The sequence below is a fragment of the Streptomyces sp. CA-181903 genome, assembly GCF_050937075.1.
GTDB lineage: Bacteria > Actinomycetota > Actinomycetes > Streptomycetales > Streptomycetaceae > Streptomyces.
In genome coordinates, this window is the sequence record NZ_JBNJLY010000001.1 from 2,392,413 (window position 1) to 2,416,831 (window position 24,419).

At 70.5% G+C, this 24,419-nt stretch carries 20 protein-coding genes, 1 tRNA gene and 1 pseudogene; 7 read left to right on the forward strand and 15 right to left on the reverse strand.

The features are described 5' to 3' along the window. Positions 1 to 2: 2 nt before the first annotated feature. On the reverse strand, positions 3 to 197 hold the full coding sequence (locus ACQEVS_RS10660; protein ID WP_433018520.1) for a hypothetical protein: 195 nt from the start codon (positions 195 to 197) through the stop codon (positions 3 to 5). A gap of 335 nt (positions 198 to 532) precedes the next feature. On the opposite strand from ACQEVS_RS10660, the gene ACQEVS_RS10665 reads away from it, so the two are divergent. Beyond that, positions 533 to 1,321: a S1 family peptidase gene (locus ACQEVS_RS10665; protein ID WP_433027428.1), complete on the forward strand. Its 789-nt coding sequence runs from the start codon at positions 533 to 535 to the stop codon at positions 1,319 to 1,321. A 71-nt stretch (positions 1,322 to 1,392) separates the two neighbouring features. Beyond that, positions 1,393 to 2,502 carry a hypothetical protein gene (locus ACQEVS_RS10670; protein ID WP_433018523.1) on the forward strand — a complete coding sequence of 370 codons (1,110 nt, stop codon included), beginning with the start codon at positions 1,393 to 1,395 and terminating at the stop codon, positions 2,500 to 2,502. 75 nt (positions 2,503 to 2,577) lie between these two features. On the opposite strand, the gene ACQEVS_RS10675 is transcribed toward ACQEVS_RS10670, so the two are convergent. Both ACQEVS_RS10675 and ACQEVS_RS10680 read right to left on the reverse strand, forming a co-directional pair. Beyond that, a complete protein-coding gene (locus ACQEVS_RS10675) occupies positions 2,578 to 3,384 on the reverse strand; it encodes a DUF6602 domain-containing protein (RefSeq protein ID WP_433018526.1) in 807 nt (268 codons plus the stop codon). Positions 3,385 to 3,928: 544 nt separating this feature from the next. Next, positions 3,929 to 4,003, reverse strand: a tRNA-Val gene (locus tag ACQEVS_RS10680). 211 nt (positions 4,004 to 4,214) lie between these two features. Between ACQEVS_RS10680 and ACQEVS_RS10685 the strand changes: the two genes are divergently transcribed. Next, a complete protein-coding gene (locus ACQEVS_RS10685) occupies positions 4,215 to 4,739 on the forward strand; it encodes a DUF4097 family beta strand repeat-containing protein (protein ID WP_433018529.1) in 525 nt (174 codons plus the stop codon). Between the two features lie 271 nt (positions 4,740 to 5,010). After that, entirely contained in the window at positions 5,011 to 6,489 is a 1,479-nt protein-coding gene (locus ACQEVS_RS10690; RefSeq protein WP_433018532.1) for a hypothetical protein, read from the forward strand. Between the two features lie 295 nt (positions 6,490 to 6,784). Here the strand turns inward: ACQEVS_RS10690 and ACQEVS_RS10695 are convergent, their stop codons facing one another. Continuing rightward, a complete protein-coding gene (locus ACQEVS_RS10695) occupies positions 6,785 to 7,288 on the reverse strand; it encodes an NUDIX hydrolase (protein WP_433018535.1) in 504 nt (167 codons plus the stop codon). Between the two features lie 70 nt (positions 7,289 to 7,358). Between ACQEVS_RS10695 and ACQEVS_RS10700 the strand changes: the two genes are divergently transcribed. Then, the gene (locus ACQEVS_RS10700; RefSeq protein WP_433018538.1) at positions 7,359 to 7,592 is read left to right on the forward strand and encodes an FmdB family zinc ribbon protein; all 234 of its coding nucleotides are present in this window, start codon (positions 7,359 to 7,361) and stop codon (positions 7,590 to 7,592) included. Between the two features lie 208 nt (positions 7,593 to 7,800). Here ACQEVS_RS10700 and ACQEVS_RS10705 read toward each other — a convergent pair whose 3' ends face one another. The 4 genes from ACQEVS_RS10705 to ACQEVS_RS10720 form a co-directional block, all read right to left on the reverse strand. Continuing rightward, on the reverse strand, positions 7,801 to 8,466 hold the full coding sequence (locus ACQEVS_RS10705) for an O-methyltransferase (RefSeq protein ID WP_433018541.1): 666 nt from the start codon (positions 8,464 to 8,466) through the stop codon (positions 7,801 to 7,803). A gap of 212 nt (positions 8,467 to 8,678) precedes the next feature. Further along, positions 8,679 to 9,521, reverse strand: a complete 843-nt coding sequence (locus ACQEVS_RS10710; protein WP_433018544.1) for an HAD family hydrolase — start codon at positions 9,519 to 9,521, stop codon at positions 8,679 to 8,681. A 95-nt stretch (positions 9,522 to 9,616) separates the two neighbouring features. Then, the gene (locus ACQEVS_RS10715; protein WP_433018546.1) at positions 9,617 to 12,067 is read right to left on the reverse strand and encodes a phosphoribosyltransferase; all 2,451 of its coding nucleotides are present in this window, start codon (positions 12,065 to 12,067) and stop codon (positions 9,617 to 9,619) included. Next, complete coding sequence (locus ACQEVS_RS10720; RefSeq protein WP_433018549.1) at positions 12,067 to 13,266, reverse strand: HpcH/HpaI aldolase/citrate lyase family protein; 1,200 nt, start codon at positions 13,264 to 13,266, stop codon at positions 12,067 to 12,069. Before ACQEVS_RS10720 ends, ACQEVS_RS10715 begins: the two co-directional genes overlap by 1 nt. A gap of 288 nt (positions 13,267 to 13,554) precedes the next feature. On the opposite strand from ACQEVS_RS10720, the pseudogene ACQEVS_RS10725 reads away from it, so the two are divergent. Continuing rightward, positions 13,555 to 14,040, forward strand: a pseudogene (locus ACQEVS_RS10725) (TerD family protein); the annotation flags it as partial. 820 nt (positions 14,041 to 14,860) lie between these two features. On the opposite strand, the gene ACQEVS_RS10730 reads toward ACQEVS_RS10725, so the two are convergent. The 6 genes from ACQEVS_RS10730 to ACQEVS_RS10755 all read right to left on the reverse strand — a co-directional run bounded on the left by ACQEVS_RS10730 (position 14,861) and on the right by ACQEVS_RS10755 (position 19,496). Next, a complete protein-coding gene (locus ACQEVS_RS10730) occupies positions 14,861 to 15,604 on the reverse strand; it encodes a TerD family protein (protein ID WP_433018552.1) in 744 nt (247 codons plus the stop codon). A gap of 113 nt (positions 15,605 to 15,717) precedes the next feature. Next, on the reverse strand, positions 15,718 to 16,854 hold the full coding sequence (locus ACQEVS_RS10735) for a DUF475 domain-containing protein (RefSeq protein WP_433018555.1): 1,137 nt from the start codon (positions 16,852 to 16,854) through the stop codon (positions 15,718 to 15,720). 185 nt (positions 16,855 to 17,039) lie between these two features. Beyond that, positions 17,040 to 17,615, reverse strand: coding sequence for a TerD family protein (locus ACQEVS_RS10740; RefSeq protein ID WP_004946723.1), 576 nt, complete (start codon positions 17,613 to 17,615; stop codon positions 17,040 to 17,042). A gap of 145 nt (positions 17,616 to 17,760) precedes the next feature. Next, entirely contained in the window at positions 17,761 to 18,336 is a 576-nt protein-coding gene (locus ACQEVS_RS10745) for a TerD family protein (protein WP_433018559.1), read from the reverse strand. Positions 18,337 to 18,451: 115 nt separating this feature from the next. Beyond that, entirely contained in the window at positions 18,452 to 18,910 is a 459-nt protein-coding gene (locus ACQEVS_RS10750; RefSeq protein ID WP_004946731.1) for a peroxiredoxin, read from the reverse strand. A 163-nt stretch (positions 18,911 to 19,073) separates the two neighbouring features. After that, positions 19,074 to 19,496, reverse strand: coding sequence for a DUF3052 domain-containing protein (locus ACQEVS_RS10755; protein ID WP_433018564.1), 423 nt, complete (start codon positions 19,494 to 19,496; stop codon positions 19,074 to 19,076). Positions 19,497 to 19,966: 470 nt separating this feature from the next. Here ACQEVS_RS10755 and aceE point away from each other — a divergent pair, with 470 nt between their 5' ends. Beyond that, on the forward strand, positions 19,967 to 22,699 hold the full coding sequence (aceE, locus tag ACQEVS_RS10760; protein ID WP_433018567.1) for a pyruvate dehydrogenase (acetyl-transferring), homodimeric type: 2,733 nt from the start codon (positions 19,967 to 19,969) through the stop codon (positions 22,697 to 22,699). Between the two features lie 111 nt (positions 22,700 to 22,810). On the opposite strand, the gene ACQEVS_RS10765 is transcribed toward aceE, so the two are convergent. Next, entirely contained in the window at positions 22,811 to 24,406 is a 1,596-nt protein-coding gene (locus ACQEVS_RS10765) for an MFS transporter (RefSeq protein WP_433018570.1), read from the reverse strand. Positions 24,407 to 24,419 lie beyond the last annotated feature (13 nt).

The following is a 24,419-nucleotide window of genomic DNA, read 5'->3' on the forward strand; positions in this document are numbered from 1 at the left end:
CCTCATCGGGTGGCCCGGGGCGAGCCGTTGACGGCCACCCCGTTGCGCCGCCGTATCGCGTCCACCCACCGGGCCCGCAGTTCCTCGTACACCCGGCGTTCGGCCGGGGTCAGGGGGCGGTCGCGGTCGGCGAGGAACGCGCGGATGGCGCGGTTGATCTCCTCGGCGGGGCACGGCGGCTCCGAGGCTGCAGGCATGTCCTTCAGCCTAGCCAAGCCGCTCTCACCGGAGCCCGAGGAAGAAGACGCGCACCGGCCCCTCCGGATCTCCCCCGTCACAGAGGGGGGCCGCCCACCCCCTCGACCGGCCCGCTGCCCGCATGGCCGGGCAGATCCCGAACAGCCAGCCTGAATGCGCACGGATCACTCACCGCGGATCCACCAAGCGCAAAAGGAAAACCTCAGTGCTCAGGTTCAAGCCCCCACGCCACCGCACGCCCCGCACCGCTGGCACCTCCCACCCAACTGGCGTCACGCACATCACCCGCATCGTCGCGGTCGGCGCTCTCGCCGCCGCGGCCTGCGCCACCGTCATGGTCGGCAGCGCCGGAGCCATCGTCAACGGATCGGAAACCACCGAGAGTTATCCGTTCATGGCGGTCATCCCGGCCTCGGCCCCGGAGTCCGGTCTGCTCGACGGGAACTGCGGAGCGTCGCTGATCGACCGGCAGTGGGTGCTGACGGCCGCCCACTGCGTACAGGGCGAGGGCCTCAAGCTGGACGGCATCGTGCGGATCGGCAGCGACCACCGCAAGACCGGCGGCACGGTCCGCAAGATCGACCGGACCTTCGTCCACCCCGGCTACGCGAACGGCGACGACAAGGCCCCCAACAAGAACGACATCGCACTGATACGCCTGGACCGCCCGGTCGCCGAACGGCCCGTCAAGCTCGCCGACCAGCCGGGACCGCCCGGCACACCCACCCGGCTCCTGGGCTTCGGCACCACCGTCGAGGGCGAGTACGCGTTCCCGGACCGGCTGCGGGAACTGAACACCCGCAGAGGCGCCGCATCCGAATGCGCCCCCGGCTACGCCGACCGCACCCGCCTCTGCACCATCAGCACCGTCCCCAAGACCATGGCCTGCCACGGCGACTCCGGCGGCCCACAGATCCAGCGAGGCCGCCACACCCGCTGGGAACTCATCGGCATCACCTCGGGCCCCGGCACCCCAAACGTACCGTGCTCCCAGGGCCCCGGCCTCTACACCAACGCCCCCGCCTACGCGCACTGGATCACCAGAACCATGAACCCCAACAACACCCCGAAGCCGGCGGCCAAGGGCTCCACCTCAGCCGGGCTCCGGACGAACGGCAAGTAGCTTCCCAGGTGTTCGTTCGCTTTCACGGCCCTTCCAGCTGGGCTGCCTGTGTCGTGCCCTAAGGTCTGGCCATGACCGCTAGCGTTGTGGAGATCAAGCCGGGCGACATCCGTACACGCGCGGAGATACGCGCCATATTCGGAGGAAGTCCGCAGGGAGGGATCTGCCCCTCCGACGACAAGCAAAGCGTCAACCTGTACTCGGACCCAGATGTGGGCGAGCAACTGGGCTACTACGACGGGTGGTTGGCCGAAGAGGACGAGCTGGGGCCCGTCTACGAGTACACGGGCGCCGGCAAGGTCGGTGACCAGACCTTCGACGGCGTCGCCGGTTCAGGAAACCGAGCGATCCTTCGCCATGCGGAGCAGGGGCGGGTCCTGCGCGTGTTCACGCGGGTCGGCAAGATCCCTGGAAGTGACACGAAGACGCACAGGTACCTGGGGGCGTTCGCACTGGATGGAATGCAGCCGTACGTGTGGCGCAGAATTCATGGCGAGGACGGGAATGAGCGCAATGTCATCGTCTTTCGCCTGCGCGCCGAGGGTGAGGTGCAACACACAGAACAGGACGTGATTCCTCCCGCTGGTGAGACCTCGGCGGAGTTCGTACCGTTCCAGGTGGTTACGGCTGCCATGTTCGAATCAGATCCGGCTACGAGCGGAGACTTGCCGCTACCCAAGCCGCAGGCGCCCAAGCGGACGACTTCCCGAGGGGCGGCGCCCAATCCTGAGACCAGCGGAACTTTCGTGGTGCCTGCGGCTTTTAGCGCCAGGCTGAGCCTCCGAGCTGCGACCGCAGCGACCGTGGCCGTCCGCCACGAGGCCGAACTAACCCAGGCATACAGGGCTCGTTTGGAGGCCGCCGGGCATCGAACCGGCGCCTTCCAGATCAAGGTGAAAGGGCTCACTTCGACGCTTCGCACCGATCTGTACGACGCGACGGACCATGTGCTCTACGAAGCGAAGGGGTCAAGCTCCCGGGAAGATGTACGCACGGCCCTAGGGAAACTTCTGGATTACAGCCGGTACGTCAAAGTTCCCGAGCATGAAGGTGAGCCCAAGCGCATCATTCTTTTGCCATCTAACCCTGATCCCGACATGTACACCTTGCTTGACAGGTACGACGTGGGAGTGATCTATCGCTCGGATGACGGCCGTTTCGTCGGTGATGCAGTTCTCTAAGTTGCATGAGAGGTGATTTTTCCGTGTCGCGTCAGACTGCACGGCGACACGGAAAAATCAACACTCAAGCCTCTGCTACATGGACCAAGCGTTGGAAATTTTCCCTAGCATTGTGGCGCCAGAGTAGGGAATCAAATCGAGCGGGTGCATCCAAGCATCAGAAAAGTGCACATTGAGGTGGAGCGTCCAGGGGAGAAGAACATCCTGCTCTGATATCGCGTCGATCTGAACAAGCGACGCGCCCGCCTTCGGCGACCTAAGCAGGCTGCCGTTGCGCGGGTCCCTCCACTGCAGGTACCCCTTGCCCGCCACCCATACACTATCCGGCCACTCAATGGGATTACGGGTTCGGCACCATTCCACAAGATGCCTACCGATGGTTTCCAAACTCAGACTGTCGAATGCAAAAATCATGCCCGACGTGGGGAAGTAACTATGCTTCCTTCCGTACGCATTGGTTGATCGGGCGATCACGCCGGGTATGGGGCGGTACGCTATTTTGGGAAGCATCCGCATGCGGCTGATCTTCTTGCAGGCGTCGACGAGTTGATCACCATCAAGCTTAGTCTTCACTTCCACCATCCCGTAAACGCATTCGTTTGGGATGATACGGAAGCCGCTAAGGCTTGTGAACGGAGGCGTACCGCGATCGATGAGAACGATGTCACACTGCGGAGACACGTCACCGTTGGCTGCAATGACTTCGGCGTTATGAACAGCTTGGACATGTGCCGGTAGATATCCGGACAGAAAATTTTGGACGAGCACCTCGCGCGACGTCCCAGCTTCCCCGTTATGGTTGAAGTTTCGCGACTGCTCGAAGTCGGCACGCATTCTCTTTGCCACCGACGTAAGTATCTTGCCGAGCTTCTCTTGATGCATGTGAACCCCCTGAACCTCATGCTGAGCGCAGTCCGGACCCTGACTGCGGTGGATCCCTTTGGATACGGACCATCGGTGTGGGCCAAAGAGACGTGCACGTGCGCTCACGTCTAACTCACCCGCTCCTGCGAACAGGCCCACGACCTCAAATCCGTCCATTTCGCGATCCTAGGTCGGCCGCACTCATCCGTCACCGTCGCTACCATCCGTCACACGACCCTGGGCGCCGGGGTGTTCGTGCGCTGCTCCATGGATTGCGTTGGCAGCCCCTGAGGGCGGCGCGGCGCGGTTCCCCTCGTCAGGGGTATCGGTGGTCACACGCGTGAACCACTGGTCGATCTTGAGGGCGATGGCATCCGGATCGCGGACCGCCCCGACGACGTCCCCGCACTGCAGCGACCGCCACGACAACGTGACGAAGGGCCGCCGACACCATGCGGTCTCTCTGCCGGCCACAGCACTGTGCCGCTGCATCGAATGAGCTCCACAGCGTCCAGCCGGACGCCAAACGCCCCGGAGCGAGCTCGCTCCGGGGCGTTACTGCTGGTGGGCACAGACGGATTTGAACCGCCGACATCCGCTTTGTAAGAGCGGCGCTCTACCGCTGAGCTATGCGCCCGCAATGGAAGGACAGCCTACATGTCCCCGGCGGCCTCCCGGCAAACCCGTGGGGCCCGGGCGGACGGGGCCGGGGGTTGTCCCCACCCCCGATGCGGTGGAGCGGGGTATGCCGGGCGGTGGGCCGGGGGCCGTAGCGTGGGCGGGCCGGGGCGGGGTACGGGGACGTCAAGGTCATCCGGTGGTTCGACGGGTGGTCGGTGGGTGGGTCCGTGAAGGTCAGCTGGGCGATGGAGGAGGGCGGCACCCTCAAGCTGCGGCAGCACTGCGACGGGATCAGCGTGCACTGCGAGGGCAAGCACCGCATCGTGGTGCCGCGCGGGGTGCGGGTGGTGGTGAAGGACCGGAACGGCGGGGTCGGCTCCCGGGGGATCAAGGGCGACCTGCGGCTCGAGTCGCGGAACGGCGACATCGTCGTCCACGATGCCGACGGGCGGCTGGAGCTGGCCTCCAAGAACGGCGACGTCCGCGCCGAGGACGGCATAGCCTCCCGCTTCGTCTCCGCCCGCTCCGAGAACGGGAACGTCACCGTCCGGCCGGCCCGCGTCCCGGACCGGGTGAGCGGCGAGAGCGAGAACGGCGACGTCGCCGTGCGGGTGCCCGTCGGCTCGTACCGCGTCGACGCGCGCAGCGGATCCGGACGGACGCGAGTCGGCGTCCACCGCGGCGCGGCGAGCCCGCACGTCGTCGGCGCGCACAGTGAGAACGGCGACGTCACCGTGCGGACGGCGGAGTGAGCCGTGCCGAGGGGCACGCCAAGGGCCACGCCGAGGGCCACGGCAAGGCCGTACCTGGAGCTACGGCAAGTTCCACGCGAAGAGCCACGCACGGTTCCGGCCACGGATCCCCGCACAGTTCCCCCGGAGATCCACACCGCCGCCTGAGTGCATGACCCGAGAAGCCGGCGCCGGCCCCGACCCGGGCCGCCACCGTCCTGTGTGATCGTCCCCAGCGGGTGGGACAATGGCCTCCGGGCCTGGGGCGATCAACGGGAGAGGCAGAGGGCACGTGACGGCTACCTTCGCGCAGTCCGCACGACCGGCCGGTCGGCTTGCCATATCCGAAGGGCCTGGGAAGCCGGAAGGGCCCGGACGGCAGGAAGGGCCCGGGAAGCCGGAAGCTGCCGGCCGGGCCGCCGCGTCGGCGCTCCGCGACGCCGTCGCCCTCGTCCTCCTGCCGCTGCCCCTGCTCGCCGCCGCCGTCACCGTCGCCGCCGCGGCGGCCCCGGCCGCGTTCGCCGGCGGCGGGACGCGGCGGTGGGGCTGGGGCCGGGGCGACGCGCAGCGGGCCGAGGCGCAGGCTGCGAAGGACGCCGCGGCCACGGCGTTCTACGAGCTGGACACGGCCCAACGGGACCTGCGGATCTCCCTGGAGACGATCGCCGCGGTGGACTCCTCGCCCGCCGGCCGGCGGGCCGCCCAGGAGTTCGCCGCGCTCGGCGCCCGCATCGACGAGGTGTCGGGCGCGTACATCACCGCCGTCGACGCCCACGACCTGGACCGCGAGGACCTCGACTCCTCCGCCGCCGCCCGGGCCCGCACCGACCTGAACCGGGCGAAGGACGAGCTCGTCCGCGTCAAGGCGGACCTGGACCGGTTCGCGCAGGGGCTCGGACCGCTGCTGGCCGCCGCCGAGGCGGAGCTGGCCCGACTGGCGCCCGCCGTCGAACGGGCACGGCAGGCGCTGCTCGCGGCGACCGAGGCGCTTGACGCGACCCGGGCCGCCGGGCTGCGGGCCGACGACCTGGCCGCCCGGCTCGCCGCGCTCTCCCCGGAGCTGACCAAGCTCAACCAGGGCGCCGGGCAGCACGGCGTGGCGGAGACGATCGCCCGCGCGGAACGGGTCCTGCGCGAGGCCGACGCGATCCGCGAGGCCGCCGCGCAACTGCCGCAGCGGGCCGCCGAGATCGACAAGCGGCTCGTGTCGCTGCGCACCCGCGCCCAGGCGATCGCCACGCGCGCCACACAGGTGGCGCCCGTCCTCAGCGAACTCCGCCGGCGCTACAGCGCCGCCTGCTGGCAGGACCTCCAGCAGGTTCCCGAGGAGGCCCGGCAGGCCGTGGCACAGGCGGAGGCCAAGCTCGCCGAGGCGCGCACGGCCCGCGACGAGCAGCGGTGGCCGGATGCCACCGCCCTGCTGTCGACCGTCCGCGCACTCCTGACGACGACCGACGCGTCCGTCTCCGCCGCCGGCGACCGGCTCCGACGCCTCGATGAGGTCTCCGCCGACCGCCAACAGGAGGTCGAACGCACCCGGTTCGCCATCCGGGACGCCCAGCGCCTGGCCATGGCCGGCCGCAGCACCCCGGACCCCCGCCACGCGGCCCCCTTGGACGAGGCCGTGGCCCGCCTGGACCGCGCCGTGGCCGGCCTGGAGGGCCGCCACCCCGACTGGTGGCGCTTCCTGACGGAGACGGAGGCCGTACGACAGTCGGTCGCGACCGTGGTCCAGGCGATCCGCGAGGAACGCGGCGGCGCGGGCCGTTGACCGGACGGCAGCGGGCGGCATTGGATGGTTGACCGGTTTGCGCCGGGTGGTCGACCGGTCTCCACCGGGTGGTCGACCGGTCTGCGCGCCGGGTGGTTGACCGGCTTGCACCGGGCGGGCGTTTCACCGGCGGTGCCGAGGGTTGACCGGCCTGCACTGGGCGTCTGTCCGACGGCGCCAAGCGGTTGTCCGGCCGGACCGGGCGTTTGACCGACAGCGCCGGGCAGTTGTCCGGCAGCACCAAGCAGTTGACCGGCACATGGACGGACGAAAGCACACGCCGCAGGGCCCCGTTTCAGCCCTGCCCCACCGCCTCGTTCCCGACGTACCCGAGGTCGACGGGCACCCCCGGCACACCGTCCCTGCGCACGCCCGCGAGCAGTTCGGGCAGTTGCGGCGGCCACAGCGGCTCGGCGCCGGCGGCGGCCAGGTCCTCCGGCGACCACCACCGCCACCGCAGGATCCCGTCCGCGGCATGCGCGGCGGTGAGGTCGCCTGCCGGGTCCCGGCGGGGTCCCTGGGCGAGGAAAATGTGCTCGTGCTGGCGGACCGGGACGCCGGCCCGGGTAAAGTCGTGTTCCCACAGGCAGAGCACGGTGCCGTCGATCTCGATGTCGGTCCACCCGGTCTCCTCGCGCACCTCGCGCCCGGCCGCCCGCAGCGGTGACTCGCCCGGGTCCAGCCCGCCGCCGGGCAGCGCCCAGTGGACGCCGACCTCCTCGTTGTCGTACCGGAACATGAACACCGACCCCGCCGGGTCCAGGACCGCGACTCTGGCTGCTCGTCTGGCTATCCGCATCGCACAAGCCTGCCAGCGCCGGGCGCCGCCGGCCGGGCCCCCGGACCTCCCCCTGGTTATGCTGCCTGACATGCCTCGTTACGAATACCGCTGCAAAGCCTGTGGTGCCACCTTCGAGCTGCGCCGGCCCATGGCGCAGTCGTCCGCGCCGGCCATGTGCCCTCAAGGGCACCTGGACAGCGTGAAGTTGCTGTCCACCGTCGCGGTGACCGGCGCGGCGTCAGCCGGGTCGTCGTCCGGGCCCTCCGCCGAGAGCGGTGGCGGAGGAGGCGGCGGGTGCTGCGGGGGCAGCTGCTGCGGCTGAGCGTCGGGGGGCGCGCCCGCGACCGCACCACCACAAACACAGCCACACCACCACAAGCGAAGCCGCACGACCGCGACCGTACGGACGTGACCACAGCCGTACAGACGTGACCACGGCTGTACGAACACGCTCCGCTGCCGCCCGAACGCGACCGCAGCCGTACGGAACGGGGTGCGCGAGCCGGCGCCGCCCGCGCACCCGCCCCCCGTCAGTCGCTCTTCTTGCGCGCCAGCGTCAGGCCGTCCGCCACCGTGAGCATGACCGCCTCCATCCGCCGGTCCGCCGCCACATGGTCGTTGAACGCCTTGACGCCCTCGCCCGCCGACGACGCCGTGGGGGCGACGACCTCGCCGTGGAAGAAGACGTTGTCGGCGACGATCAGGCCGCCGGGGCGGAGCCGGGGGACGATCTCCTCCCAGTAGTCGACGTAGTGCTCCTTGTCCGCGTCGAGGAAGACGAGGTCGAGGTGCGGCTCGGCGGGGAGGGCGCGGACGGACTCCAGGCCGTCGCCCAGACGCAGTTCGACGCGGTCGGCGACGCCGGCCTTGGCCCATGCCTCGCGGGCGTGGGCCGTCCACTCCTCCGAGATGTCGAGGGCGATCAGTCTGCCGCCGGCGGGCAGCGCCTGGGCCATGGAGAGGGCGGACAGGCCGGTGAAGGTGCCGATCTCCAGGATGTCGCGGGCGCCGGTCAGGCGGACCAGGAAGGCGAGCAGCGGAGCCTGCTCCTCCGCGACCTGGAGGTGGGCGCTGTCGGGCAGCAGCGAGCGGGTGGTCTCGACCAGGGCGCGCTGCACGGGGTCGAGCGGCGGATTGTGGTCGATCATGTACTCGTAGAGCTCGGAAGTGAGCGGACTGCTCTTGGACTCGGTCACGCGAGGCTCCTCGGTTCGCTGACGCCGCGCGGCGACGCGGCGCTCCGGTGGTCACCGGGGCACGGAACCGTCGACGGCACGGGGTGAAGGGCATCGACGCCACGGGTCTCCCGAGCACGTTGATGCCTCAACGAACGTTAGTTGTCACCGAGTTTCGGGAAACAGCCGCTTATCAGACATTGCGTCCTGCCCTCCCCAAGACGCGAAGAGCACTACCCCGCGGAGATCCGCACCCCCACCGCCTCCGCGAACGCCCGCGCGATCTCCTCTCCCGCCGCCACGCCGGCCGTCTCCAGAGCCACGACGTGCGGCGCCCCCCACCCCGTCTCGGCCAGTTCGCCGTGGCCCGGGCGCCAGCCGCGGTCGGCGGTCAGCAGCAGGTCGGCGTCGAGCAGGGAGTCGCCGGCGGACAGGACGCACGTGGCGCCGGTGCGGCGGGCGACCTCGGCGACCGCCGCGCTCTTGGTGACGGGCCGCGGGACGGCGTAGATCTTGCGGCCTTGGAGCGAAACGTTCCAGCCGCGCTCGCCGGCCCACTCGGTGAGCTCCTTCACCCACGCGACGGGCAGCCGCTCCCGGTCGACGACGAGGTAGGCGAACAGGTCCTCGGCGGTCCGCTCGCGCAGCAGCCACGCCGGGTCGGCCGTCGCGACCAGGCGCGCCCGCACCTCGTCGAGCGTCGCGCACTCGGCGGCGACCGCCCGCCGCACCCGCTCCCGCCAGCCGGTGTCCGGCTCGCCGTCGACGAGGATCTCGCCGCCGTTGGCGCAGACCGCGAACCGGGGTACGGGCCCGGGCAGCCGGATCCGGCCGTACTGCGCCCGCGTCCGCGTGGTGGCGGGCACGAACGCGCCGGTCCGGGCGAGGCCGTCGAGCAGCGCCGCGGCCGTCTCCGTCACATAGGACAGCGGCTTCCCCTCGTACACCTCGACGCACAGCAGGCGCGGCGCCCGCGCGTCGTCCGCGCCGAGGCGGAGGGCGGCGGCGGAGTAGACGAGCGTGCGGTCGAGGTCGCTGGCGACGAGCGTCTCCACCGAAGGGACGGATTTCTTCACCGAAGGAGCGGAACCCCGCACCAAAGGGACGGAAACATTCACCGAAGGGGCGGGTTCGTTCACCGAAGGGACGGGTTGCTTCACCGAATTCGTCTTCACGAGGACCGCACCGCCCGCCCGTCCGTGCCCGTCGCCCCGCGCGTGTACCGCGGGTGGACGAGGCCGACGCAGCTGTACGGCAGCCCCTCGACCTCCTCCACCGGCACCCCGCGCTGGGCGGCCAGCAGCCGGACGTGGTCGAGGTCCGCGCCCGCGCCCCGCTCGGCGAGGATCTTCCAGGGGACGCGGCGCAGCAGCACGCGCGTGGTCTCGCCGACGCCGGGCTTGACCAGGTTGACGTCGTGGATGCCGTACTCCTCGCTGATCCGCTCGACCGCCGCCCAGCCCCGCCAGGTCGGCGTGCGGTCGGCGTCCGCGAGCTCCTTGGCGTCGTGGGCGACCTCCTCCTCGACCTCCGCGAACCGGGCGGCGACCGTGTCGAGGAAGGCGCGCGAGACGTCGGCGTCCGCCAGCTCGCGGTAGAACTTGGCGCCGTGGAAGTCACCCGGACCGACGAGGTCGGCGCGCAGCACCGTCCGCGAGATCAGGCCGGAGACGGTCGAGTTGAGGCAGGCGGACGGGATGAGGAAGTCGTCCCGGGTGCCGTACGTCTCCACGCAGTGGCCGGGGTCGGCGAGGACGGCGAGCCGCGGGTCGAACGCCGTTCCCCGCAGGGCCTGTTCGAGCTCCCGGGTGACCGCGCCCTTGCCCGTCCAGCCGTCGACGAAGACGACGTCGGACGGGTCGTGACGGTCGGCGAGCCAGCGCAGCGCCGCCGTGTCGATGCCCCGGCCGCGGACGATGGAGACGGCGTAGTGCGGCAGGTCCAGGCCGTGGGCGTACCGCGCCCAGCGGCGCATCAGGACCCCGACGGGGGTTCCGGCGCGGGCCAGCGAGACCAGTACCGGACGCGGCGACCGCTCCGCGAGGACGGTCTCGGTGACCGCTCCCACGGCACGGGCGAGCCGGCCCGCGGACGACTCCAACGCGGCGGCGTACAGGGCCTGGTAGCGCTCGGACGGCTGGTACTCGACGGGCAGCGACTCGGCGTAGTGCGCGCCGCCGTTCTGGATCGCCTCCTCCCGCTCCTCGATCGGCGCTTCGAGCGCGACGGACGACAGGTCCTGGAGCAGCCAGCCGACGTCCTCCGGCGCGTAGGAGGAGAAGGCGGGGCCGCGCAGGGGCTCGCCGGGGGCGCGGTGGGAGGGGATCACGGCCAGCAGGACCTTCCGGGTGTGCGCGGCGAGCCGGTCCAGGAGGCCGCCGGGGGCGTGCAGGGCGGGGGTGTCACCCGTCGAGTCGGTGACGACGACGACCGCGTCGAAGCCGCCGCCGGCGACGTTGTAGGCGTAACGGTCGGCGGAGGGACTGCCGGCGGGCGTACCGGAAGGGCCGTCGGCGGGCGCCTCGGAGGAACCGCCGGCGGACGCGCCGGCCGATACGTCGTGGGCCGGGAAGACGAGGCGGGTGCGGATGGCGTACCCGGGGTCGTCGACGGGGACGACGGGCGACCGGGTCGTGGTGGAGAACAGCACGTCCGCGCCCGCGAGGCGCTCCTCCAGCGCCCCCGCCAGCCGCAGCGGCGCGTACATCAACTCCTCGGTCCCGAGCACGAGAACGCGCCGCGCCTCACCCCGGCCCTCCGGCAGCGCCTCCGCGATCCGCGCGGCCATGCGCGGCAGCGCCGCCTCCAGCCGGGCCCGGTGCTCGGGGGTGAAGCCGTGCCGCCCCCCGTCGGGCAGACCGGCCGGCCAGCCGAGGTCGATCCGCTCCGGGGCGGCCGCACCGCCCCCGGCGGGGGCGGTCTCGCCGCCGTCCCACTCCTCGGCCAGCTCCTGCCCCCGCCGCAGCACCCCCTCCGGCAGCGCCACCGTCCCCGACGCGAGGGCGACGACGTCCACCCGCGCGCCGAGCTCCGCCGCGAAGGTGTCCAGGGCGGCGCGCTCCTCCGCCGGGCGGAGGTCGACCAGGGCGACGACGACGTACCGGTCGCGCGGGCGGCGGCCGTGCAGGGCGGCGATCGTGTTGCGGATGGTACGGCCGGTGGAGAGTTCGTCGTCGACGAGCACCAGCGGTCCGTCGCCCGCGAGGAACCGCGGGTCCTCGGGGAGCAGCAGGTGGGACGTGGCGTGGCTGTGCTCCTCCTCGAAGCCGCCGGCGGGGGCGACGCCGGGCACCGTCCGGCGCGTGGAGTGCAGGTAGGGGGCGGTGCCGAGGCCGTCGGCGACGGAGTGGCCGAGGCCGGTGGCGGTCTCGGCGTAACCGAGGACGACCGCACGGGCGGCCTCCTCCTCCCCGAGCAGCCCCCGCACCCGGCGGCCGAGGTCCAGGCCCACGCCGTGGACGACGGACGGCCGCTGCGGCACGTGCTTGCCGAGCACGCGCGAGACGAGCAGGTGCGCCCGCTTGGGATTGCGGCGCAGGGCCAGGCCGAGCAGCCCGCGCAGCTCCGCGTCGCCCTCCAGCCGTACGCCGAGCCGATCGGTCACCCACTGGCCCGACCACATCAGAACGCCACTCCCTCTCGCACCGCGCCTACCGTCGCCGTCGGCACGCTCGCGCCCAGCAGCTCCACGAAACCGACATCCTCTCGTGCCACACCGAACACCTCGGCCCGGAGCAGAGTCCTTTCTGCCCAAGCGCGGTGCGGCTTCACCTCGTTCATCTTGTTGGTGTAGGCGGAACGCAGCACTCCGCCGCCGTCCTCCACGGACCGCAGGATGTCCCGGGCATCGGTGAACTCCTCGTGACTGACCACGGAAAGCGCGTGCACCGGCGCGACGTGCGACGGGTGGATGCACGTCTTGCCCTGGAGGCCGTTGGCGCGGTCGAGTTCGATCTCGCGCAGCAGGCCGTCCATGTCGTGCTCGATCAGGGCGGAGCGCAGCGCCTCCGCGGGCCCGGCGAACGGGCTGCGGCGCAGCTGCGGTTTGAACATCCGCTGGTGCTGCCGGAAGTACTCCCACACCGGCCCGGTGACGGTGAAGCCGCTGCCGTCCGCGCGGCCGAGGACGTTGACGACGTCGGCTATGACGGAGGCGACGAGCCGGACGTCGTAGGCGGTCATGTCGGGCGCGCGGCGCAGTCCGTAGGCGGAGCAGAAGTCGGTCACGCCCAGCCGGAGGGCCAGCACCCGGTCGCGGTACTTGGTGACGGCGCGCGCGATGCCGCCCAGCGTCTCGGTCCTCGTCTCCAGGTGCAGCAGCTCCGGGGACTCCAGAACGGGCATGGCGAACAGCCGCTGCCCGTGCGCCGCTTCGGCCTCGGCCAGCGCCTCCAGGAAGGGCAGGCCGCGTTCCTCGGTGAACTTGGGCAGGACGAAGCCGGAGAGCAGCCGCCGGGCGGGACCGAGGCGGCGCATGAGGTCGGTCGCCTGCTCGGGCCGGCGGACGCGGACGAACAGCAGCGGCACCCGGTCCCCGGGCCCGGCGGCCAGCTCCGCGAACTGCCGGACCAAATTCTCCTCCGCGTCGGCCACCTCGCCGTCCGCGATGGAGTCCTCCAGGCACAGGACCATGGACACGACACCCTGGCCGGCCTGCTTGACGACGTCCTGGGCCAGCGCGGGCCGGGTGGCGGGGCTGTAGAGGGTGGCGCCGAGGGCGACGGCGAGCGTGCGGGCCGGGGAGTCGACGCCGAACTCGCCCGGCTCCCGGTGGAACAAACCGTTCCGGACCTCGGGCGCGAGGTGTCCAAAATGCCGCATCTTTCTCCCCGTTGTGCCGCGCCGTCCCGCCGGACCGTCCAGCCGACGAACGTGGCCGATTATCGTACGTCCGGGAACGGGTCAAGAGTTCCCCAAATGCCGGCGGAATCTCTTCCCCTCCCCACACCACCTGCCCCCGCCATCCGCCCCCATGGCTTCCGCGCCCCGCCCCGCGCCCCGGGCGCTCCCCCGGCCCCGGCTCCACCCCGGCCGCGCTCCGGCCGGGGCCGGGGCCCGCGTTGTCCGCGGCCCGCGCGGGAGGGCAGGATTGCGGGCATGACGCACGCGATGCTGAAGGGATCGAACATCCCGCTGGAGGCCCCGGCCGTACGGGCGGTGCTGCGCTGGACCCCCGGCGCCGGCGTCCCCGACGTGGACGTCTCCGCCCTGCTCCTGGGCGCCGACGACCGCGTGCGTTCGGACGAGGACTTCGTCTTCTACAACCAGCCGCGCCACCCCTCCGGACTGGTCCGCCACCTGCCCAAGAAGCGGCTGCACGAGGGCCTGACCGACACCGTCGAGGCCGACCTCGCCCCGCTGGACGGCTCGGTACGCCGGGTGGTGATCGCCGCCTCCGCCGACGGCGGGACGTTCGGCCTGGTCAAAGACCTGTGCCTGCTGCTGTACGACGCCTCGGTCGCGACCCCGGCGAACGCCACCCCCGGCGACACCGCCGCCCTCGGTCCCCTCGTCGCCCGCTTCGACGTCCGGCCCGAGACGGGCGACGAGACCGCGATGATCTGCGGCGAGCTCTACCGCCGCGGCGACGGCTGGAAGTTCCGCGCTCTTGGGCAGGGCTACGCGACGGGGCTGGTCGGGCTGGCCACGGAGTACGGCATCTCCGTCGAGGACGAGGAGGAGGCCGGCGACGCGGCGGAGCACGGCACGCCGGGATCCACCGCCGCGAGCGGTACGGACAGGGGTACGGGTAGGGGTACGGGCAGGGGTACGCGCGGCGGGACCGGCACCGGCGCCCGGACACCGTCGTCCCCGAGATCACTCCGGCCCCCGCCGCCACCGCCGCGCCCGGCTCCCCGTCCCGCCATCCCGAGCCCATACATCCGGCGCCCGCCCACGCCGCGCCCGCGGGCACGGTCGCCCCTGCGCCCCCGTCCCGGCGGCCACCCCGCCGGCGCCCGCCGCCGACGCGCCCACCACGGCCGTCCCGCGCCCGGCCGCCGCCGGTTACGGCTACCCGCCGCCGCCCGACGTCCCCCGGCCGTCCCACCGGCCCCGCCCGCATACGGCTACCCACAGCAGTACCCGGCCGCCCAGCCGTCCTACGGCTATCCCCAGCAGCCTCTTCAGCCGCACCAATCCCAGCAGCCGCCGCAACAGCAGCCCCAGCGCCAGCAGCCGTTCCAGGAGCCCCAGAACGACTACCCGCTGCCCCGCCGGCGGCCCCCGACCCGGCGTTCCGGCTGCCGCCCCAGGGACCGCAGTTCCTCCCGGGCCGCTGACGGGCCACGGCCGCTACCGCACAGGCGGACGGGCAGAAGACCGATGCCGGCCGACGGACGGGGGCCAACGGGCGTGCCGGCGGGCGGCGACGCACCCCGCCACCGCCCGCCGCCGCCCTCACCTCACGCCGCCCTCACACCTTCGACTTGTACCCCCGCCCCCACTGGAGCCCCCACCCGTACAGCCGGTCCAGCTCCGACTGGAACCCGTACACGTACTGCATCTCCCGCCGGACGACGATCTCCTTCTTGTCGTTCTCGATCAGGACGACGGCGCACGACCGTGCCTCCGGCGCGCGCTCGTGGAGCGCGATTTCGAGCCGGGGGCCGTTGCCGGGATACAGCGTCACCGTCGCCTGGGTACGGTCGAACGCCGGGGTGCCGTCATAGATGTAGACGAAGATCAGCAGTCGCTTGATCTCATCCCGGTGGTCCATGTTGATGTAGATGGTCTCCCCCGAGCCGGAGCCGAACCGGTCGTCGCCGCTGAGCTGTACGTACGGTGGGGAGTTGATGCTGCCCAGTATGTTGCCGAGCGGTTGCACTACGCCTTTCGCCCCGTCCCACAGCTCGTACATGCAGGCGAGGTCCAGGTCCACGCTGACCATCGCCGGGCCCTGCGCCTGCACCATCTCGGGGGTGAACTTGCGGAAGGGGTGCCGCACCCCGCTGCGGGCCGGCTTCTCGTGGATGACCGTCGTCCGCATCTGCCACGACAGGTTGACCCGCATGTTGCCGCTGACCGCGCCGTTCTTGGTCAGCGAGTAGACCGGGCGGCGTTTGGTCAGCTCGACCGCGCCCGACGCGCTGTGCGGAGCGTCGAACTGCCAGGCCGCGCCGCGTCCCCAGTTGCCGAACAGCTTGTCCCGTACCGTCATCTGCTGCCCCCACCCTCGCGGTCCGGTTTCCGCCCCGGAAACCGGTGAGCGGGACGGCCGTGAGGTGATCTCACCGCCGCCCCGCTCAGAGGGTTCCCGCGCAGGTGCCGGGGTCACACCCCGGAGGTGACCTCCTGACGGCTTCCGTCGCCGTCCCCGGCCGCGGCCTCCTTGCGGTTGCGCGCCACCGAGGACCAGAACGAGAGGCCGATCAGGGCCACGCCGATGAGGCCGGTGACGACCTCGGGGATGTCGTACTTGATCGTGGCCAGCAGGATCAGGGCGAGCGCGCCGATCGCGTAGTGCGCGCCGTGCTCCAGGTAGACGTAGTCGTCCAGGGTTCCCTTGCGGACCAGGAAGACCGTCAGGGAGCGGATGTACATCGCACCGATGCCGAGGCCCAGCGCCATCACGAAGATGTCGTTGGTGATCGCGAAGGCGCCGATGACCCCGTCGAAGGAGAAGGAGGCGTCGATGACCTCCAGGTAGAGGAACATGAAGAACGCGGCCTTGCCGGCCAGCCCGACGACCGAGCCGCCGCTCTTCTTCTCCGCCGGAGCGGACTCCTCGGCGTCCTCCTCCTCGTCCTCCAGGCGCTCCTCGAAGAACCCGGAGATCCCGCCTACGACCAGGTACGTCACCAGACCGCCGACCCCGGCCAGCAGCACCGTGGCGGCCTTGTCGACCGTGCCGTCCCCGCCGTGCACCGGGACGGAGGTGGCCACGGTGGTGGCCGCGATGATCAGCACCACCAGGGAGACGATGACCGACAGGCCCTCGACCTTGCCCAGCCGCGCGAGGAACCGCTCCACCGGGCCCAGCCACTGTATGTCCCGGTCCTCGAAGACGAAGTCCAGGAAGATCATGAGCAGGAACATCCCGCCGAACGCGGCGATCGCCGGATGGGCGCCGGTGACGAGCTGCTCGTAGCGGTGGTGGTCGTTGATCGCCACGTCGACGGCCTCGATGGGCCCGAGCTTGGCGGTGATGGCCACGATGACGACCGGGAAGACCAGCCTCATGCCGAAGACGGCGATGAGGATGCCCACTGTCAGGAACATCTTCTGCCAGAAGGCGTTCATCTTCCGGAGGATGCCGGCGTTGATGACCGCGTTGTCGAACGAGAGCGAGATCTCCAGGACGGACAGGATCGCGACGAGCGCCAGCCCTTTCCACCCCCAGAGCACGCCGGCCAAGGCAAAGCCGATCGCCGTGATGGCGAACGACCAACCAAAGGTTTTCAGGAGCACTGGCTACCCAATCCTTCGCTGCGATGCTGTCCGCGCTGTCCGCGGCTTTACTAAACGTTGACCACGCAGTCTAGAGGGCTCGCCCCGCAGCCGGGAGGGCCGACCTTCGGGCGCACGCGGCGCCGCCCGGTGCCATCAAGGCTCCCGTGACGACGCCGCGTGCGCCCGCGCCTACCGTGCGTCGATCACGAGACGTTGACGCCGAAGTCCAGGGCGATCCCCCGCAGACCCGACGCATACCCCTGTCCGACCGCGCGGAACTTCCATTCGCCGCCGTACCGGTACACCTCACCGAAGATCATCGCTGTCTCGCTGGAGGCGTCCTCGCTCAGGTCGTAGCGGGCCAGCTCGGAGCCGTCCGCCTGGTTGACCACGCGGATGTAGGCGTTGCTGACCTGGCCGAAGTTCTGACCGCGGAGGTCGGCCTCGTGGATGGAGACCGGGAACACGATCTTGTCGCAGGCCGCCGGGACCTTGGCGAGGTCGACCAGGATGGTCTCGTCGTCGCCGTCACCCTCGCCGGTGAGGTTGTCGCCGGTGTGCTCGACCGAACCCTCGGGGCTCTTGAGGTTGTTGTAGAAGACGAAGTACTCGTCGCCGAGCACCCTCCCGGAGGCGCACAGCAGGGCGCTGGCGTCCAGGTCGAAGTCCGCGCCGGTGGTGGTGCGGGCGTCCCAGCCCAGACCGACCACGATGGCCGTCAGGTTCGGCGCGTGCTTGGAGAGGGAGACGTTGCCTCCCTTGGCGAGCGTGACACCCATGGTCCTGTTCCTCCCCGAGTTGAACGTAGGTCGCCGCGCACGTCCGGCGCCGTACTCCCGGACTGCCCGGTACGGGCTGCCTGAACACGGGAGTACGGCGCCGGAGGTGAGCCGCCTGTGGCCGCTTGGGCGGCCGGGCCGTCGGTCAGACGTTGACCCCGAAGTCCTGCGCGATGCCACGCAGGCCCGAGGCGTAACCCTGGCCGATGGCGCGGAACTTCCACTCCGCACCGTTGCGGTACAGCTCGCCGAAGACCATGGCGGTCTCGGTCGAGGCGTCCTCGCTCAGGTCGTAGCGGGCCAGCTCGGAGCCGTCCGCCTGGTTGACCACGCGGATGTACGCGTTCCGCACCTGGCCGAAGCTCTGCTGACGGCTCTCGGCGTCGTAGATGGACACCGGGAACACGATCTTGTGCACATCGGCGGGGACGCCGGCCAGGTTGACCTTGATGACCTCGTCGTCGCCCTCGCCCTCACCGGTGAGGTTGTCACCGGTGTGCTCGACCGAACCGTCCGGGCTCTTCAGGTTGTTGAAGAACACGAAGTTCTGGTCGTTCGCGACCTTGCCCTGGTCGTTGGTGAGCAGCGCACTGGCGTCCAGGTCGAAATCCGTACCGGTGGTGGTACGGGCGTCCCAGCCGAGACCGACGATGACCGCGGTCAGGTTCGGGGCTGCCTTGGTCAGCGAGACGTTGCCGCCCTTGCTGAGACTGACTCCCACGAGTCCTCCATTGGTTCGAGGGGCCTGGCCGGCCGGCCCTGCCCCCGGTTGTGCGATGGCATCCGGTGAACGTGTGGATCCTAGTGACCGGTTCCCACCGATCCCAGGGTCTTGCTCAGAGCGCGGCCAGTTCCCGGGTGTACTCGTTCAGGTCGCGTGCGTCGGGCAGCCCGTTGACGATCGTCCAGCGGACGACGCCCTGCTTGTCGATGATGAAGGTGCCGCGCAGCGCGCAGCCCTTCTCCTCGTCGAAGACGCCGTAGGCGCGGCTGACCTCGCCGTGCGGCCAGAAGTCGGAGAGCAGCGGGTAGTCGAGCTTCTCCTGCTCGGCGAAGACGCGCAGCGAGAACGGCGCGTCGTTGGAGACCGCGAGCAGCTGGACGTCGTCGTTGACGAAGTGCGGCAGCTCGTCGCGGAGGGCGCAGAGCTCGCCGGTGCAGACGCCGGTGAAGGCGAACGGGTAGAAGAGCAGGACGACGTTCTTCTCACCGCGGAAGTCGGAGAGGCGGACGGTCTCGCCGTGCTGGTTCTTCAGCGCGAAGTCCGGGGCCTCGGTGCCGACGTCGATCGCCATAGGTCGCATCCCTCTCTCGGCGGGCCGGCCCCGGGCCCGCGGGTCTGCGGCCCCGGCCGCCGGCGCGGGTAGGCGGCCAGTCTGTCACTGCCGTCCCGGGGGACGCACGGCGCCCCCGGCAGCGGTGCTGCCGGGGGCGCGGTGGGGCCGCCAACGGGCGGGCTCAGCGCTTGGGGGTCACCAGGCGCGTGCCGGTCCAGTCCTTGCCCACGCTGATGCTCTTGCTCTGGGAGAGGCCGGCGGTCTGGGAGGCCTCGGAGATGTCGCTCGGCTCGATGTAGCCGTCGCGGCCGGTCTTGGGCGTCAGCAGCCAGATCAGGCCGCCGTCCTCCAGCAGACCGATGGCATCCACCAGCGCGTCCGTGAGGTCTCCGTCCTCATCCCGGAACCACAGCAGGACGACGTCGGCCACGTCGTCGTAGTCCTCGTCCACGAGGTCCTGGCCGATGAGGGACTCGATACCTTCACGGAGATCGTGGTCGACGTCGTCGTCGTAACCGATCTCCTGGACCACCTGTCCGGGCTCGAAACCCAGCCTTGCGGCGGGGTTGGTCCGCTCCTCCGCGTGGTCCGCGGTCGCGCTCACGGATTGCCTCCTGTCATCTTTCGAGAAACTGTCGTGCCTCCCGCGTACGCGAGGCATTGGGCGTAGTCCACACGTGCCGGACGGATCGCGCAAGTACCCGCTCAGCGATCCCTCCCAAACGTTGACGTCTCGTGGCAACTCCCATCATGAGGCAGCGGGCGCGAGTGATTCACGCCACAGCGTTCCGCCGGGTTTGCGAAGTTACTCCCTGGGATTGCGGCGGTCGGGGCCGAACGGCCGTACGCGAGGGACCCCCATAGGGGGCGTATGGTTGCGATTTGGCCGCCGCGTGGCGGCCGCCCTCCGACGCTTCGTCTACCGGGTGGTGGTTACCGCCCGGTAGAGATGACGTTTCCGTCGCCGCGGTCCACGATGGGAGCCGGCGCGACATAAGCGAAGACAGTATGTGACCGCGTGCGCAGCAACGATTGCGTGCAGAGCACGACACACCCGAACAGCGAAGGAACAGCGTGGCTTCCGGATCCGATCGCAACCCGATCATCATTGGCGGTCTTCCCAGCCAGGTCCCGGACTTCGATCCCGAAGAGACCCAGGAGTGGCTCGACTCGCTCGACGCGGCCGTCGACGAGCGGGGCCGGGAACGTGCCCGCTACCTCATGCTTCGCCTGATCGAGCGGGCGCGCGAGAAGCGTGTGGCCGTGCCCGAGATGCGCAGCACGGACTACGTCAACACCATCGCGACCAAGGACGAGCCGTTCTTCCCCGGCAACGAGGAGATCGAGCGCAAGGTCCTCAACGCGACCCGGTGGAACGCGGCCGTGATGGTCTCCCGCGCCCAGCGCCCGGGGATCGGCGTCGGCGGTCACATCGCCACGTTCGCCTCCTCCGCCTCCCTGTACGACGTGGGCTTCAACCACTTCTTCCGGGGCAAGGACGAGGGCGACGGCGGCGACCAGATCTTCTTCCAGGGCCACGCCTCGCCGGGTGTCTACGCCCGCGCCTTCCTGCTGGACCGCCTCTCCGAGCAGCAGCTCGACGCCTTCCGCCAGGAGAAGTCGAAGGCCCCCTACGGCCTGTCGTCGTACCCGCACCCGCGGCTGATGCCGGACTTCTGGGAGTTCCCGACCGTCTCCATGGGCCTCGGCCCGCTGGGCGCGATCTACCAGGCCCGGATGAACCGCTACATGGAGTCGCGCGGCATCGCCGACACCTCCAAGTCGCACGTCTGGGCGTTCCTGGGCGACGGCGAGATGGACGAGCCCGAGTCGCTCGGCCAGCTGTCCCTGGCCGCGCGTGAGGGCCTGGACAACCTGACCTTCGTCGTCAACTGCAACCTGCAGCGCCTCGACGGCCCGGTGCGCGGCAACGGCAAGATCATGCAGGAGCTGGAGTCGCAGTTCCGCGGCGCCGGCTGGAACGTGATCAAGCTGGTGTGGGACCGCTCCTGGGACCCGCTGCTGGCCCAGGACCGGGACGGCATCCTGGTCAACAAGCTGAACAGCACCCCCGACGGCCAGTTCCAGACGTACGCCACCGAGACCGGCGCGTACATCCGTGAGCACTTCTTCGGCGACGACCACCGTCTCCGCAAGATGGTCGAGGGCATGACCGACGACCAGATCCTGCACCTGGGCCGCGGCGGTCACGACCACAAGAAGATCTACGCGGCGTACGCGGCGGCCAAGGCCCACAAGGGCCAGCCGACCGTGATCCTGGCGCAGACGGTCAAGGGCTGGACGCTCGGCCCGAACTTCGAGGGCCGCAACGCGACCCACCAGATGAAGAAGCTGACGGTCGAGGACCTGAAGCGCTTCCGGGACCGCCTCCACATCCCGATCGCCGACAAGGAGCTGGAGTCCGGCCTGCCGCCGTACTACCACCCGGGTCGCGACTCGGAGGAGATCCAGTACATGCACGACCGCCGCAAGGCGCTCGGCGGCTACGTGCCCACCCGTGTGGACCGCTCCAAGCCGCTGACCCTGCCCGGCGACAAGGCGTACGCGCCGACCAAGAAGGGCTCCGGCCAGCAGTCGATCGCCACCACCATGGCGTTCGTCCGCCTGCTCAAGGACCTGATGCGGGACAAGGAGATCGGCAAGCGCTTCGTGCCGATCGCCCCGGACGAGTACCGCACCTTCGGCATGGACTCGCTGTTCCCCTCGGCGAAGATCTACAACCCGCTGGGCCAGCAGTACGAGTCCGTGGACCGCGAGCTGCTGCTCGCGTACAAGGAGTCCCCGACCGGTCAGATGCTGCACGACGGCATCTCCGAGGCGGGCTGCACCGCGTCGCTGATCGCGGCCGGTTCCGCGTACGCCACGCACGGCGAGCCGCTGATCCCGATCTACGTCTTCTACTCGATGTTCGGGTTCCAGCGCACCGGTGACCAGTTCTGGCAGATGGCCGACCAGCTCGCGCGCGGTTTCGTCCTCGGCGCGACCGCCGGGCGGACCACCCTGACGGGTGAGGGCCTCCAGCACGCGGACGGCCACTCGCACCTGCTGGCCTCCACCAACCCGGCCGTCGTCGCGTACGACCCGGCGTTCGGCTACGAGATCGCGCACATCGTCCAGGACGGTCTGCGGAGGATGTACGGCGAGAACGCCGAGGACATCTTCTACTACCTCACCGTCTACAACGAGCCGATCCAGCACCCGGCCGAGCCGGAGAACGTGGACGCCGAGGGCATCCTCAAGGGTCTGTACCGCTACAAGGCGGGCGAGGCCGGCGCCATCCCGGCGCAGATCCTCGCCTCCGGCGTGGCCGTGCCGTGGGCGATCGAGGCCCAGAAGATCCTCGCCGAGGAGTGGAACGTCAAGGCGGACGTCTGGTCGGCGACCTCCTGGAACGAGCTGCGCCGCGACGCCATCGCCGTGGAGGAGCACAACCTGCTCCACCCGGAGGAGGAGCAGCGCGTCCCGTACGTGACGAAGAAGCTCGCCGGCGCCGAAGGTCCGAAGGTGGCCGTGTCCGACTGGATGCGTGCCGTTCCCGACCAGATCGCGCGCTGGGTGCCGGGCACGTACCAGTCGCTGGGCGCCGACGGCTTCGGCTTCGCCGACACCCGTGGCGCGGCCCGTCGCTTCTTCCACATCGACGCGCAGTCGATCGTCCTGGGCGTGCTCACCGAGCTCGCCAAGGAGGGCAAGGTCGACCGCTCGGCGCTGAAGCAGGCGATCGACCGCTACCAGCTGCTCGACGTGGCGGCGGCCGACCCGGGCGCCGCGGGCGGCGACGCGTAAGGGTCGTCCCGCGAGACAGGTGAAGGGGCCCCGGCCGGTGAGAACCGGCCGGGGCCCCTTCGCCCGTTCGGGCTATTCGTGAGCCCGGAGAGCGTGGGCGGCGCGCGGCGGTCAGATGTGCGCTGCGCCCTGGGCGGCCTCGGCGTTCTCGCCCCGCCGGGTGAGCAGGGCGAGCAGGGCGGCGGCGACGGCGACGCAGCCGGCGACGACGAACGAGATGCTCATCCCGGACACGAAGGTCTCGTGCGCGGCCCCGGCGATCTTCCCGGCGACCTCCGGCGGGGTGCCCTTGGGCACCGGCGGGACGCCGACCTCGACCACGGCGGAGGCCGCGTCCTTCTGCTCCTTCGACAGCGGCGGCAGCCCGGCGTCGGCCCACTTCTCCGGCAGCTCGTGCCCGACCCGCGAGGCCATGACGGCGCCCAGGACGGCCGTGCCGAGGGTGCCGCCGACCTGCATGGACCCCTGCTGGAGGCCACCGGCCAGACCCGCGTGCTCCAGCGGCGCGTTGCCGACGATCACCTCGGTGGCGCCGACCATGACCGGGGCCAGGCCGATGCCGAAGAGGGCGAACCAGACGGACATCAGGCCGGTGCCGGAGTCCACCTTCAGGGCGGACATGCCGAAGCAGGCCACGGCGGTGCACACCATGCCCACGAACAGCGGGATCCGCGGCCCGACCCGCCCGATCACCGCACCGGCCACCGGCGACGCGACGATCATCATCCCGGTGAGCGGCAACAGGTGCAGACCCGCGTCGACCGGCGTCATCCCGTGCACGTTCTGCAGGTAGAAGGTGACGTAGAAGAGACCGCCCATGAAGGAGAAGGCCATCAGGACGATCAGGGCGGCGCCGGCGGAGAGCGGCACGGACCGGAAGAGCCTCATCGGCAGCAGGGGCTCGCGCACCCGGTTCTGCCAGAGGACGAAGATGACGAAGCCCACCAGCGCCGCCGCCAGGAAGATCAGCGTCTTGGCGTCGCCCCACTGCCACTTGGGCGCCTTGATGAGGGCCCAGACGAGACAGAACATCGCGCCGGAGAGCAGTGCGATGCCCAGGAAGTCGAAGGAGCGGGGGGCGTTCTCGGCCCGGTGGTCCTTGAGGAAGACCAGCCCCATGACCAGCCCGAGCGCGCCCACCGGCACGTTGATGAAGAAGACGGACTGCCAGTTCACATGCTCGACCAGCAGCCCGCCGACGATCGGCCCGCCCGCGGTGGACGCGCCGATGACCATGCCCCAGAGGCCGATGGCCATGTTGAGCTTCTCGGGCGGGAAGGTCGCCCGCAGCATGCCGAGCGCGGCCGGCATCAGGAGGGCGCCGCAGAGGCCCTGGAGCACTCGGAAGGCGACGACCATCGACACGCTTCCGGAGAGGGCGATGAGTCCCGAGGCGGCGGCGAATCCGGTGGTACCGATGAGGAAGATCAGGCGGTGCCCGAAGCGGTCGCCCAGCTTTCCGGCCGTGATCAGCGCGACCGCGAGGGCGAGGAGGTAGGCGTTGGTGATCCATTGGACGTCGGCGAGCGAAGCGTCCAGGTCCTTCTGGATGGCCGGGTTGGCGATGGCGACGATCGTGCCGTCGAGCGCGACCATCATCACGCCTATCGCGACCGTCACAAGAGTCAGCCAGGGATGTCCCCGCAGTCCACTCCGGGGCCCGAGGTCCGGCGGCGTCGCGTCCGCGACGGTGGTCTGAGACGTCATGCACCGAGATTAT